This is a genomic window from Paenibacillus sp. LHD-38, from assembly GCF_031157315.1.
In the GTDB taxonomy this organism is placed as follows: domain Bacteria; phylum Bacillota; class Bacilli; order Paenibacillales; family Paenibacillaceae; genus Pristimantibacillus.
Map to the genome: position 1 here is coordinate 23,312 of NZ_JAVIFU010000057.1, position 14,212 is coordinate 37,523.

Consider the following 14,212-nt stretch of genomic DNA (forward strand, 5'->3'; position numbering starts at 1 on the left):
CGCTTAATAGGATCAAACATGATTGCGGTAACCGGTGCATTTGGATCGGTACCGCAATTTTTTTGTCCACACAAAAAAACGAAGCTGTATGGACCTCTCCGGTATCCGTACAGCTTCGCTCAAACTATATTGGCTTCGTTTGGTCAAGTGTTATAATCCGATCAATAACCGCTTGGCCGAATGCTTCCTTGGAAAATCGATCGGTGTACAGGCTGCTTTTTAGATACCGATCAATATGCTCTATATAAGCTTGATATTGCTCCTCCGTTATTTGCTTCAAAAAAACGTATAGCTTCTCATAGTCGTTAAACTTACGGAAGTCGATAAACGCCCCTTCCGGCACGTAGTCTGTAATGTTAAAGGCGCCGAGATATACGGGCACACACCCAGCCCGGAAGCAATCGAAAATTTTCTCAGTTATATATCCGTTCACTTGGATCATATTTTCATAGCAGATAGCATACTTATACTTGCTCAAGACGTCCCCTTTTTCCCTAATCGTTCCTCGGTACGAGGGGAAATCAGACGAATCCCAAGCAACGCCGTACAAATCGAAATCTTCGGGGTGATGCGTCTCAAAAAAACGGATCGCCCTGCGCCGTTCCGAATAAAGCTCCAGCGGATGAGTGGACGAGCGATTTCCGTTAATCATCGTGCAAAACTTTTTATTGGAAAAAGCAGGACCATGGTAGCGCCTGTCAGGCTGGGCATAGTGAATTTTGATATATTTGTTATGATCCACAATATCGTCATACCAGGTAAAGATCGTTTGAAAGTATTGATGGTATTCGGCATTCCAATTCTGTTCATTAACCACAGGCGGCTCCCACAAAAATAACAGCATTTTTCTTTTAAAGCTTTCCTTTTTCATGTATTGCAAAAAATAAAATTGCCCTAGCGATGATATGAAAGACGGCATATCAAAGAAAAGCAAATAATTGCATGTCATAACATCGCCTTGATCAATCGTATGAAGAGAAAAGCCCCGGCTGGCAAGCGCCTCCCTTAAATGAGAGAGATGAAGCAGGCAATCGTCGCGATTATATCCCGAATCCAAGTGGAATACGACATTCTCCCGGTTCATCTCGTCATATACGTTATGCAGCAAGATCGTTTTCATATTGCTCATACTCTTCCACCTTGCTCCAACTGATCGAATATCCGACATAATCCGGAAATTTTTTCCTGAATATCATAATGATGATTCCCTACAAAAAAGCCATGCTCATGAATATAATCCGCATTTTCCAGCTTTCCATGGATTTCGCAATTAAACCGCTCGACCACCGCATTGCGTGTAAAATTTCCCGCAACAATGGGCCGGCATTCGATTCCGTTTTGTTGTAATAGAGCAACCGCCTCTTTTCGGTTGAAAGGCGCTTCACTCTTAAGCAGCAAGGAAAAGCCGAACCAACTGCTCTTCCCAACCTCCTTCTGTATAGTAAACCAAGGATGATCCTTGAACCTTTGCTGAAAAAAATCCGCATTTTCCCTGCGGACCCGGAGAAATTCCGGCAGCTTCTTCAACTGCTCCAGGCCGACAGCGCTGTTCATCTCCATCGGACGGACATTGTACCCCGGAAGGATGAATCGATACGACTCTTCGAACGGGTCGTCACTCTTCGTCGAACAAACATGGTTCTCCCTTGGGAGGTTCCGCGTCCAGCCATGCGCCCTCAGGCTAAGCAGGATATGGTAAAGCTCCTCATCATCGGTAGCAATCATTCCCCCTTCCATCGTAGACATATGATGGCTGAAAAAAAAACTGAATGTCCCCATTACACCGAACGTGCCGCTCTGCTTCCCATCGTATTCGGCTCCCAGCGATTCGCAATTATCTTCCACCAGCACAATATTACGGTTACCGACAATCTGCTTGATTCTGTGAAAGTCATTCGGATTACCTAATAAATTCACGATCATAATCATGCGGGTATGTCCGGTGACAGCTTCCTTCAGCGCATCGAGATCATAGTTTAGCGTATACCGGTCAATATCCACGAATTTTAGCTTTAATCCGTATTGGTATAACGGATAATAAGTGGTGGCCCACGATACGGCAGGCACGATTACTTCGTCCCCCGCTTCCAGAGCCCCGTCTTTTTTATAAAATAACGCAGCAACAGCAAGAAGATTGGCCGATGATCCGGAATTGACCATGATACTGTATTTGTGTCCGATGTAACGGGAAAACTCCCGTTCAAATTGTGCTGTATACTTCCCCATCGTGTACATACCGCTATCTAGAACTTTTTCGACCGCTCTACGTTCAGACTCATCCCAACTGCTGCTGGCTAAAGGATAACGAATCACGAATATTCCTCCCGTTCCAGATAAAAAGCGTAGGTTTTTCGTATTCCCTCTTCCAATGAAGTACTGGGGGTCCAGCCCCAGCTTTTTTGCTTGGTGATCAAAACCACCTTTTGACTCATCCCTGCCGGCTTTGTTAAATCATGGACGAAGCTCCCGTCATAACCGATAACATCCGCAATGGTTCGATAATACTCGCAGACGGAATAATCTCTTCCCATTCCTACGTTCATGATCAACGGCAGCTGATCAAAACAAACGATGGCCCGGATCAAGCAGTCCGCCAGATCTCCGGCATACATAAACTCTCTTCTTGCCTGGCCGTCTCCCCAAATTTCGACCTGCCGGATCCCCTTGTTTTTAGCTTCGTGAATCTTTCGGATGGCAGCAGGAAGCATATGCGAACGGTTAGGATCGAACTTATCCCAGCGGCCGTATAGATTGCAAGGGATGAGCGTTATATACCGGTACTCCGGATTTTCGCGATGAATATATTCACAAAGTTTCGCGATGGTAATTTTGGCCAGCGCGTAGCCCTCATTGGTCGTTTCCAGCTCCCCTGACAAAATCATTTCTTCACGCAGAGGATTCGAGGCATGCTTTGGATACATGCAGGAGCTTCCGAGATTGATAAACTTTTTTATGCGGTTCTGTCTCGCTGCCTCAACGACATGGAGACCCATATCCAAATTTTCAAGCAAAAAACGGACCGGCTGCCTCATATTTGCTTGAATTCCTCCCACAGTACCGGCGGCATGAATAATCAAATCCGGCTTATGGGTCTCGATATAACGGTTCACATCCGGATAGTTAAACAGGTTCAGTTCGGCTCTGGTCGGGGTAAGCCATGTGCCGGGAACCCTTCCCAGCTCCGGATGCTCCAATATATTTTTCCCAACCAAACCCGCTGCTCCGGTAAGCAGGATTCGCATTTCGTTTTCCTCCTATTCAAAATCATGGATGTGGAAATAGCCCCCCTTTTGTAAATAATCCAATCGTTTCACTTCAGCCAAATCAGACATCACCATATCTTTGACAAGTGCTTTTAAATCATATTTGAGGGACCACCCCAGCTTTTGCTTCGCCTTGGACGGATCCCCAAGCAGAAGTTCAACCTCCGTCGGTCTATAGTATCGCGGATCAACCGATACCACCTGTTTACCGATGGGCAGCTGGAATTCAGGATAACGGCAGCTTTTTACGTATCCTTTTTCCTGCTGCTCCTCCCCTTCGAACTCAATTTCTATGCCGAGCTCGGCAAAGGCCAGACGAATGAAATCCCTCACCTCCGTCGTTATTCCGGTGGCGATAACAAAATCCTCTGGCTGCTTTTGTTGAAGCATCAACCACATAGCTTCTACGTAATCCTTCGCATGCCCCCAATCCCTTTTGGCATTCAAATTGCCCAAATAAAGCTGCTGCTGAAAACCTAATACGATTCGAGCCACAGCTCTTGTAATTTTGCGGGTAACGAAGGTTTCACCTCTAACCGGACTTTCGTGATTAAATAAAATACCATTGCAGGCAAACATTTTATACGCTTCACGATAATTGACTGTAATCCAGTAAGCGTATAATTTTGCCGCTGCATAGGGGCTTCTGGGATAAAAGGGGGTTTGTTCATTTTGCGGAACAGCCTGCACGAGTCCGTAAAGCTCCGAAGTCGCAGCTTGATACACCTTGGTTTTTTCTGTAAGGCCAAGAATACGTACTGCCTCCAATATACGCAATATGCCAAGACCATCAACGTTGGCTGTATATTCCGGCGTTTCGAAGCTAACATGCACGTGACTCATCGCTGCTAAATTATAGATTTCATCCGGCTGTATGTCTTGTATGAGACGTATGATGCTGCTGGAATCCGTCATATCGCCATAATGTAGAAATAAACGAATGTCGTCATTGTGCGGGTCTTGAAAAAGATGATTGATCCTTCCGGTATTAAAAAGAGAGCTTCTACGTTTCAATCCGTGGACAACGTAGCCTTTATCCAGAAGCAACTCTGCGAGATAAGCGCCGTCTTGTCCTGTGATGCCTGTGATTAAAGCTATTTTTCGCATAGGTACCTCCATCACACTCGGTTATGCAATAAGTTATGTGCTCGGGCATATAAAGGAACTGATGATTTAACCTAATTTCAATAAAAAACAACTCCAAGTTGTATTTCTTCCGTTTTTTACGGGCCGCAGAACTAATTTTGCGCAATAAGCTTCGTTTATCAATCTCCGATCGATTGTTATTGGCGATGCTATCTGATTTTGACGAATTGTAATATGAAGTGCGACAGCTAAAAAATAAAGACCCATGTTGGTTTCGTGTAAAATGGTAGTCACCACAACCAGTCCATTTATACAGGAGAAACCCAACATGAGCTACACCCATTTTAGCATAACTGAACGCGCTCAACTAGAATTGCTACATCGGTTAGGATGGTCATCACGAGCGATTGCTAAAGAACTAGGATGACACCACTCCAATATTGCACGAGAATTAAAACGTAGCAGCTTAGAAGGAGAATATTCTTCAACTCAAGCGGAAGAAGCTTATCTAGAGCGAAGAGAGCGCTGTGGGTCCATTAATAAGATTTCAACTGAACTCGTCACTCACATTGAGGAGAAGTTAAATCAAACCTGATTATAATGCTCCCATAGGTTGAGACACGGGAGGGAGAAAAATAAGTTCTAATGAAGCAATGGAAAAACGGAACCGATATACCTCAGAGTTTAAGACGAAGGTTGTACTGGAGGTCCTCCGTGAGGAGCAGACCGTAAACGAGATTAGTGCGAAATATGAACTAAGCTCGTAATGGTTAGACGGTGGAAGCTGAGTTTTTAGAACGTGCTTCCGTGGTATTTGAGAAGAAGACCAGTGAAACAGAAAAACTCAAAAAGGAGTATGAGAGCAAGCAGGAACATCTAGAGAAGCTGGTAGGCCAACTTACGGTTGAGGTCGACTGGCTCAAAAAAAATCTGGTCTTAAATGAACCTCTAGAAGCCCGAAAAGCCATGGTAGAACGCGATTGCGATGCCATTACCTTCAAGCGTCAGGCAGAGTTGGTAGGCGTGAACCGAACCAGCGTATACCGCGCTGACAAGGAACGTCATGAGAGCAAAGAAAATGTACAGATCATGCATCGGATCGATGAGATCTACATGTTGAATCCTTACTTCGGTTAACGGCGTATGACCAGATTCCTTCGAGATCAGGGCTTTGTTTGACGAGAAATACGAAACGATAAAACGGAAACGTCCTTGTCCCGTGGAATGAGTCCTATGTAGCCAAACCCACCCGTTAGCGCTATAACTTATTTTCCGCATATTGTCTAATGAAATTGTCGGATGACCAGAACTTGATCCCATTCCCTACGCGAATAAGCAAAACAAGCAAAAAATAATGCTTGCACGGATTCCGGGAATTCTACACGAATAATACAATAAAAAAAATCCGCTTGCGCGGATTCCCATTGTTGATTGTGCAGTTTATAATGTCAATCTCAATACATACTGATCGACATATTGACGAAGCTCTTTGTTTTCCTCGGTCATATGTGAGTAGTACATTATTGATGCACCTAACGGCTTCACCCTGCTGAGGAGGCCGTTCCATCAATGATATTGAAAGAAATGTCTGCCCTCACTTTAGATTTAGTCTCATCATGTGGTGAACATCCTCCAGTTTGGCCGCATAGTACGTAATTGAACAGCCTGCCGATCGCATCAGCAGGCTGTTCTAAATTAGTCGGTATCGCCCAAGAGTAAATCGATTTCCGCCGCGGCACGGTCCAATCCTTCTTGCACGGTCAATTCGCCAAGAAATATTTTACTCATGAATCCGGTATACACTTGTTCGATATTTCCCCAGTTTTTGACCGGCGGACGCAGAAACGCGTCATCCGTGGCTTCCACATAAGGATAAAGGTAAGAATCCCGGTTAACCGTCCAAGCAGAACGAGCTTCCAGGTTGGTCGGGATCAATCCGGTTTTCGCCATTGTAAGCTGTGCCTCCTTTCCCGTCATCCATTTCATAAACGTCCATGCCTGAACAGGGTTTCTGCTGCCTTTCATAATGACCAAATGATTGCCGCCCATAATTGAAGCCGAGCCGTTGCCACGCGGAAACGGTACTGGAATGGTCTGCTTTAAGGTCCGGTCCAATTCGGCGCCCTCCAATTTGCTATAATACCATGGTCCTTCATCCGTCATAAGCACATTTCCTGTCTTTACTCCGATCCAATTGTCGCTGCGGTCGTTCATACGTGAAAAATGGAGAAGATTTTCCCTGTAAAGCGAATGTAACACCTTGACCGCTTGAACGGTTTCTTCGCTATTTAAAAATCCGGTTGACTTGGTGAAATGATCATCCATCAGAGCCCCCCCGAGGCTGTAGATATAAGGAAGCGTATCCCATGGCTCCCACCCCCCGAGTCCGATCGTATAACGGTTTTGCCTGGCTACCTCAATCACATCATGAAGCGTGCGCGGAGGCTCCGAATATCCTGCCCGTTCGAGAAGCTCCCGGTTAAAAATGGCCGACTTGACGTAAATATCAAGAGGAAGGGAATATAATTGTTTCTGGTCAAAGCCGACTCTCATTGCCTCCCGATGAAAAAGGTGGATGATATCCCCGTAACCGGAGTATCCGTTTATCGGCTCCAGAAGTCCTTTATGTGTAAACTCGGGTACCCAGGCGAGCTCGATCCGGACGACATCCGGCCCCCGGTTTGAGGATGCAAGCGTAATCAAGGTGTTCCTTAATTCATTATTTATGGCCAGGTTTATCGAATTGACACGAATGTTCGGGTGCTGTCGTTCAAAAGCGGGAATAAGCTCCTCCTCGAGCACCCGGGTTTCTTCATCGCTGTAACTGTGCCAGAAAGAAATAATGCTGATTTCTTTTCCGTGCAGCGTTTCAACCATTTCCGGATCGGAGATGACCGCTTGCCTTCCGCATCCGGCAATCCATACAACACCCAGCAATATGAAAATCATGAAAATCGAACGGAAGGCCATGGCGGAATACCTCCTTCTAATTGAATTGCGACCCACCCGCCCGATGCTTATCCCTGTATTCGACCGGAGTGAGTCCCGTCACTTTTTTGAACATTTTGCTAAAATATTTCACATCTTTAAAACCAGCGGCTCCGGCTACATCATAGATCCGGCTCTCACTTTGCGCCAAGAGCCGTTTTGCTTCCCGAATACGAAGCTCAATTATATAATCGATAAAATTTCTTCCCGTTTGTTTTTTGAATAACAGACTGAAATAGCTTTTATTGAGATGAACGATATCCGCCACACTCTGCAATGTCAAATTTTCTGTATAATGATCGGCTATATATTTCAGAGCCTTGATGATCATTTGCCCGCCATATCCGCTGTTCGTCAGATTCGGTATGACCGGCTTCACGATTTCCTCCATTAGGCCAAACAAATCAGATACCAATTGTTCCAACGTTTCCGCCCGATGAAGCAGATTAAGCTGTTCGGTAAGCAATGATCCTGTGTCCTCATGCAGTTCATGAACACGGGAAATAAGATAGCACGCCTCATGCTTCACTTTATCCGGGGTTTGCTCCCCTCTTTTCCATTGTTCAAGCGCAAAATCAGCGGCGATGGAAACCGGATCGCCATTGCGAATGATTTCATAGAAAGGTGTCCAATCCCTCTGCCCTTCCAGATCCGTTAACGACTGTTCATTGCCTTCTTCCGATCCGTTCATGCGGTACAGACTGCCTATACCTTCGAAAAATCGCTTTTGGCAGGCCGATCGGCTGGAGAAAAATCCATGCAGAATGCTGCATATTCCTTGCTCGATTACGAAGCCGACCGACGTTGAAATTCCCCATTCCGTTTCCAAAGACTGCTTCCATTGAAGCAGACGCTTCTCCTCTTCCCCTTCGTGATCCGGAAACAGAAGAAACATACTGTTCTCGGATACCAGCATTGCGGCACCCTCACTTACCTTCACATAAAAGCTTTCCTGCAAATCTTCCAGAAGCATCTGCACATAAAGATATCCGTGATTTTCTATCCATTCCTCCGCTCCATCAAGCATGAGGTAAGCGCAAAGATATCGCTCTTCCAGCCATCCGGGAGCCCAATCGGCTGATGACAGGTGAAATTGCTCCTGAGCGATCAATCTCTTGATTTCTTGTTCGACAATTTTTCGTTCCCTATAAAGAGCTCCCTCCCGGAAATGAATCAGCTCGCAGTCCTTTCTCCGCTCTTCTTCGAGCATGGAGATGCAACGCTTAAGAACAACAAGCAGGTCATCGCGGTTCAAGGTCAATTTTAACAAATAATCGACAGCGCCAAGCTTAAGCCCCTCTTTCACATATTCAAAATCGCTGTGGTTGCTGATCAGAATCACTTTCAGCGAAGGATAGAGCGCCAGTGCCTGCCTGATAAGCTCTAGTCCGTTTAACAATGGCATTTTAATGTCCGTGATAAGAATATCAAAGCGACGGGACTCTAGGACGGCAAGCGCCTCCTCCCCGTTTGCGCAGCCGTGTTCCGCCGACATGTTCTCCTTTTCCCAATCAATAAAGGCATGGATGCCGTTGCTGATAATCGGCTCGTCATCCACAATGAGTACACGATACATCATATTTCCCCCGGTCTATATTTCTATGAAATGAATTCTAATTGCTTCTTCAACAGAATTCGAACGGTGGCGCCTTTTTCCGGACGGTCCGTTATGGACCATTCCGAATAGCCGGCGTAATAAAGACGCAGCGTATCATAGAGATGTCGCATACCGATGCCGATTTCACCGCTGGCAATAGCCGTCTCCGGATCGTTTAACAGCTTCAGCTTTCTGCTCCCGATGCCCAGCCCGTCATCTGAAATAAGAACCTCCACATTCCCTTCTGCCGAACGAATCCGTATCAAGATTCGGCCATCCGTTTTTTTCGGAACGATTCCATGAAAAATGGCGTTTTCAACCAGTGGCTGCAGCAGCATACGGGGAATAGCGATTCCCTCCATGCCCGGTTCCACGTCCAGTTCGAGGTGGAATTTTTTTTCGTATCGAAGCTCGAGAATGACCAGGTATTTTCGGATAATGTCCAGTTCTTCCGCCACCGTTATGATGTTCCCGCTTTTGCCCATATTCGCCTCAAGCAGCCGATTCAGGGCCGACAAGACCTCAGATGCGCGTTCATTTTGGTTCGATTGAATCAACCACCCGAGGGTGCTTAACGTATTATAAAGAAAATGCGGGTGGACTCGGTGAGTGACAGCGCGCAATTCCGCATGATGCTTCTGACTCTGCTCATCTTTCACCTGATGGATCAATCGTTCGATTTCATCAAGCATCCGGTTGAATTGATTGCCAAGAAGTCCGATTTCATCGGTGGACCGGACAACCGTTCTTACTTTCATATGTCCTTGCTTGATACGCCGCATATCCCGGGTAAGCTGATTTACAGGCTTGACGACTCTATTGGCGATAAAAAGTCCTATGGCGATAGCAAGTATCGAGAACACGGCGGATGAAAGCAATACCCTGGATTTGAGACGATCCAGCTGCTGGGTGATTTCCTGAACCGGAACGGTACCGACAATCATCCAGCCGTTGCTCAGAAGCTGCTTGACCCCATAATAAGGTACTCCGTTCATGCTAAATTCAAATTCCGTCCGATCGTGCTCCACAATGTTTTCGAATAATTCGGGATCCTCTACTTGCTTGTTGATCAAGCGGAGATCGCTGTCGATCATAATCCTTCCTGCGGTATCCACGACAAAAAACTTTCCTGTCTCCCCAAGCTTGAGCTTGTCGACTGTGCCGAGAATGGAACTTCCGTCCAAATGAACCTGTACCAGTCCGATATTGTCGAGCGTGTCAAAGTTTTTCAATACCCGGCTAACAGGAACAACCAGATCCGTATTGACGCCGCCTCCTCTGAGACGGTCAAATTGGATCCCCTGCCAGACAAGTTCTCCGTCCTTGCGCTTGGCCTCCTTCACCCACTCCAGCTCGGATAGTCGTATGCTTTTCAGTTTCGTCTCGGAAAAGGCGCCGCTGCCCCAGCCTCTGCCGTCCTCGTTAAATATATAAACAATCTTCACAAAGGAGTTGGAATAAACCGTATTGTTCAGCAAACTATTGATAAATTTATAATTCCAGCTCTCCTCATAAGACGGACTGTTATTCAAGTACATCGTGGCGCGCTGAATATTCGGGTTGCTGGCAAAGAAATCAGAAGTATTGATCCCTGCGTTTATTATGGAAGAAAGTGAGTCCGCCGTTTGTTTGCTGATTTGCACGATAGACCCCCGGACATTTTTTTTCAAAATCGAATTTGATTCCAAATAGTAAGACAAGCTTGTAAAAAAAACCGGAATCAGAATTACGAGCACAAGCGCAAGTATGATTTTGGCTGAAAAGCTGTTCATTAACATTCGTAACATGGCGCATCACCTTCTTTTATTCTTTCTATTATTGTACATGGTTATGAGTGCATTGGGCCAATTAAGGATTTGGAAAGCTGCATAGTGTATTATGTTTGCTAAACTGCATAAAGAAATACACCTCCTAAGTCAGTTAATATAGTTAAGTATCTTTAATTATTAATAACAATATAAGGGAATTAATGATGAAGAAGTGTCCTATTTTTAGATATGAACGAATAAATAACGTTGACTGACAGGCACGAATCCCTTTGATGACTGTAGTCACTCCTACTTTAAGACTATATTTTATTGTATATTTCTCTATTTTTTTGCTTGCCAATCGCTTCAAACCACAGTCCTGCCTTAGTTTTTAGCCTGTCCATCCTATTTTGTAAATAGTCTAGTCCTAATTCATCATTGATAGCGGCCGGCTTTTGCTGATACATTTTTAGTAGACCCGGGTCAAACGTTTGCACAAACAAAGTTAGGGGATGAATTATGAAGATCTCAAAGAAATTTACGACGATTGCTTTATGCTGCAGTCTGTTTTCAGGCTCGGTCCTGGCAGGAGCGATTCCGGCAGCGGCACAGTCGAAAGATCAGATTGCAAAAGGATTTGTTTCAAACGCTGAATTGGATAAGCGTGTAATCTATCAAACGTTTAGTTTGTACCAGCCTTATGATAAAAATATGTATCGTACTCTTGAAAAAAACAGTAAACAACTGAAAGATTGGGGCATCACAGACGTTTGGATGCCGCCGGCTTACCGGGCTTTTTCCCAATCTTACTATGGCGAAGGCTATGCGATCGCAGACCGCTATGATTTAGGCGAGTTTCCCGAAGGCTTAAACGGCGAGCGGGCAACCAAATACGGGACGAGCGATGAGCTGAAAAAAGTCATCAAAAAATTGCACGCAAGCGGCCTTAAAGTTCAGGAAGATCTCGTTCCAAATCAGATGATGGGGCTTCCGACACCGGAAGTCGTAAGCATCACTTCGGTCGATAATTTCGGTAACGAAAACGATCCGAATGTGAAAGACAGACTGGTTCAGGTTTACAGCCGAGGCGGCGGTCCGGGCCAGGCTAAATACGGAGTGATCAAGGAATGGAATCATACGTATTACAACGGAGCAACCCCGCAGCAGCTTGGATTGTACCGTGTAATGGTCGATGAAAACTTGAAGCCGTACCGTTATTTCGGACCGGATGACGCAAACAATCATCTCCCGGATTGGCTGGCAAACTCCGATGCCCAAAAATATGGAAAAATTAAAGCTACAGACACTTATTTAACGGTAGATGCCTATTTTGCTGTCGAAGGGGCGGCTACGGAGACTGAACAAGTGTGGAAACCTGTGCTGCTCTTCTATATCGATCCGCAACAAGGAGCGACCAACCAAAACTATCTTGATTTTATGCGGGCAAACGGTTTTGACGGCAGCAGCGATGACGAAGTCAGAAAGAAAATCATCGAAGCGGATGCCGCGACTGTATCCAAATTGACCGACCAATATATCTTCTCCCAACCAGGTTACACTGCGGCAACCGATCCGCACGGAAACCTTCGGTTTAACAACGGCAATAACCACCATCTGAATAAAAATGTGCTTCAGTACGAATTTTTGATCGGAAATGATATCGATAATTCGCATCCTGTCGTACAGGAAGAACAACTAAACTGGGCCAAATTCTTGATGGATGAATATGGCTTTGACGGATTCCGTATCGATGCGGCGTCTCACTTGAACACCGATATACTCACCAAATTCCAGGATTTGATGAGCTCGCGATACGGCAAAGATTTGAATAGTCATTTAAGCTTTATTGAATCCTACACTGACAATCAGGTGGATTTCGAGAACAACAATAACAATGGGCAGCTCGTATACGATCACCGTATGTTTGGCGCGATGCGAGATGTTTTGGGAAGTGCCTCGAGCTGGCGTCCGCTCAAAGACATCGTGAGCTCATCCTATGTCGACCGTACCAATCCGGACAGCTTTAAAACGCCGAACTGGTCGTTTGTCAATAACCACGACCAGGAGCACAATGCGATTAAGCCGATTCCTCTTACTGCAGAGGAAGCAAACGGAGTGAAGCCGAAGACGCTTGCCTATGAAAAGATTCAGTTTGAGAAATTTGCCAAAGACAGAGCGACTGCGGATAAGCAATTTGCTCCTCATAATGTGCCAAGCCAGTATGCATATATTTTGACGAATAAAGATACTGTACCTACTGTCTTCTACGGCGATCTGTATGAAGGAAACAAAGCCTATATGTCGGAGAAGACGCCTTATTACGAAACGATTGTCAAGCTTCTGGAAGCACGTAAGAAATACGTTTCCGGCGATCAGAAGATTACGTACTACGAGAGCAATACATCGACTGAAGCAGGAAAAGATCTAATTGCCAGCGTTCGTTTCGGAACAAGCCGGGATACAAGCGCGGCGACTGTTATCTCCAACAACGCGAACGCTAACAGAATCATCAATGTCGATATGGGCAAGCAGCATGCGAATCAAACCTTCGTAGATGCGACCGGTTTCAACAAAGATGCGTTGAAAACCGATGAGAACGGTATTTTGACCGTACCTGTTCTTGGGAAAACCGATCCATTAGTACGCGGTTATCTTGGAGTATGGGTGCCAAGCAAGGACAATAACGGAAAAAAACATGACAAAGGCATCAAGGGTATCGATGCATCCCTCGTTCCGTCTGCAGCGGGTGACAACACTGACACTGAAACCGGCGATAAAGGCAGAAACGGACACGAATGGCAAAAAACTGATGTGAGACATATTGAGAAATGGCTGAAACGGAAACATGAGTAAGTTGTTTTTCCTGCCTGCATAGCAGAAGGGTATCCTGCCATAACAAAGTAAATGTTCTTCGTATATTGGTCGACAGCAGCAACAATATGGCCAGTCAAAAAAATAGCGGAGGTCTGGTTGTCGATCACAGGCCTCCGCTGCTTCATGCTATTTAAACGGCATATCAATGGCCGGTTCAAAACTTTCGTCTGCAAACACTTAACTCAGCCCACATCTTGATAACAAGGTGTGGGTTATTTCGCATATTCGATTAAGGTAAGGTCTTGTCCCTCCTGAACTATTCCATTCATCAGAATCAACTATGAAAAGGCCGGTTTCATTGTCCATACTTCTATCGATTTGACGGTCACGCTGAATGAAGAAGAAGTCAAGAGGTCAAGTTTGGAAAATAAAATATACTGTTACACATTATATGACGTGTTTTACCGATCATAAAAAAATAAGTTTACTGCCGCTATTTTATTCAACTAGCTATGATGAACGTAAAACAGCCCCGTATTTACTTCGAATCGTAGGTTAAAAATGGATAGTGTAAACCACACCATTTTCAGAACTACAAAGCAAAAGGAGCTGTCTACTATGCATTCTGCCACAAAATACGTCGGTTTAGATGTGTCGAAAGAAAAAATTTCGGTTGCCATTGCAGATGATGGGCGGGAGTTGCCTCGTTACTTTGG

Annotated in this window: 9 protein-coding genes; 2 read left to right on the forward strand and 7 right to left on the reverse strand. The window is 45.3% G+C overall.

The genetic code is table 11. The features are described from left to right. Positions 1–124: 124 nt before the first annotated feature. The 4 genes from RCO25_RS29765 to gmd are packed head-to-tail and all read right to left on the reverse strand — an operon-like array spanning position 125 to position 4,370. Positions 125–1,129 (reverse strand): glycosyltransferase family 10 domain-containing protein, encoded by a 1,005-nt coding sequence (locus RCO25_RS29765; protein WP_308999708.1) that lies wholly within the window; start codon positions 1,127–1,129, stop codon positions 125–127. Further along, positions 1,126–2,313: a DegT/DnrJ/EryC1/StrS family aminotransferase gene (locus RCO25_RS29770; RefSeq protein WP_308999709.1), complete on the reverse strand. Its 1,188-nt coding sequence runs from the start codon at positions 2,311–2,313 to the stop codon at positions 1,126–1,128. Before RCO25_RS29770 ends, RCO25_RS29765 begins: the two co-directional genes overlap by 4 nt. After that, positions 2,310–3,242 carry a GDP-L-fucose synthase family protein gene (locus tag RCO25_RS29775; RefSeq protein WP_308999710.1) on the reverse strand — a complete coding sequence of 311 codons (933 nt, stop codon included), beginning with the start codon at positions 3,240–3,242 and terminating at the stop codon, positions 2,310–2,312. Before RCO25_RS29775 ends, RCO25_RS29770 begins: the two co-directional genes overlap by 4 nt. Positions 3,243–3,254: 12 nt before the next feature. Then, positions 3,255–4,370, reverse strand: coding sequence for a GDP-mannose 4,6-dehydratase (gmd, locus tag RCO25_RS29780; RefSeq protein ID WP_308999711.1), 1,116 nt, complete (start codon positions 4,368–4,370; stop codon positions 3,255–3,257). 786 nt (positions 4,371–5,156) lie between these two features. On the opposite strand from gmd, the gene RCO25_RS29785 reads away from it, so the two are divergent. Further along, on the forward strand, positions 5,157–5,486 hold the full coding sequence (locus tag RCO25_RS29785) for a hypothetical protein (RefSeq protein WP_374992190.1): 330 nt from the start codon (positions 5,157–5,159) through the stop codon (positions 5,484–5,486). 558 nt (positions 5,487–6,044) lie between these two features. Here RCO25_RS29785 and RCO25_RS29790 read toward each other — a convergent pair. The 3 genes from RCO25_RS29790 to RCO25_RS29800 are packed head-to-tail and all read right to left on the reverse strand — an operon-like array spanning position 6,045 to position 10,721. Further along, complete coding sequence (locus RCO25_RS29790) at positions 6,045–7,319, reverse strand: extracellular solute-binding protein (protein ID WP_308999712.1); 1,275 nt, start codon at positions 7,317–7,319, stop codon at positions 6,045–6,047. A 16-nt stretch (positions 7,320–7,335) separates the two neighbouring features. Then, entirely contained in the window at positions 7,336–8,916 is a 1,581-nt protein-coding gene (locus RCO25_RS29795; RefSeq protein WP_308999713.1) for a response regulator transcription factor, read from the reverse strand. Between the two features lie 20 nt (positions 8,917–8,936). Beyond that, on the reverse strand, positions 8,937–10,721 hold the full coding sequence (locus tag RCO25_RS29800) for a cache domain-containing sensor histidine kinase (RefSeq protein ID WP_308999714.1): 1,785 nt from the start codon (positions 10,719–10,721) through the stop codon (positions 8,937–8,939). Positions 10,722–11,201: 480 nt separating this feature from the next. Between RCO25_RS29800 and RCO25_RS29805 the strand changes: the two genes are divergently transcribed. After that, positions 11,202–13,535: a glycoside hydrolase family 70 protein gene (locus RCO25_RS29805; protein WP_308999715.1), complete on the forward strand. Its 2,334-nt coding sequence runs from the start codon at positions 11,202–11,204 to the stop codon at positions 13,533–13,535. Positions 13,536–14,212 lie beyond the last annotated feature (677 nt).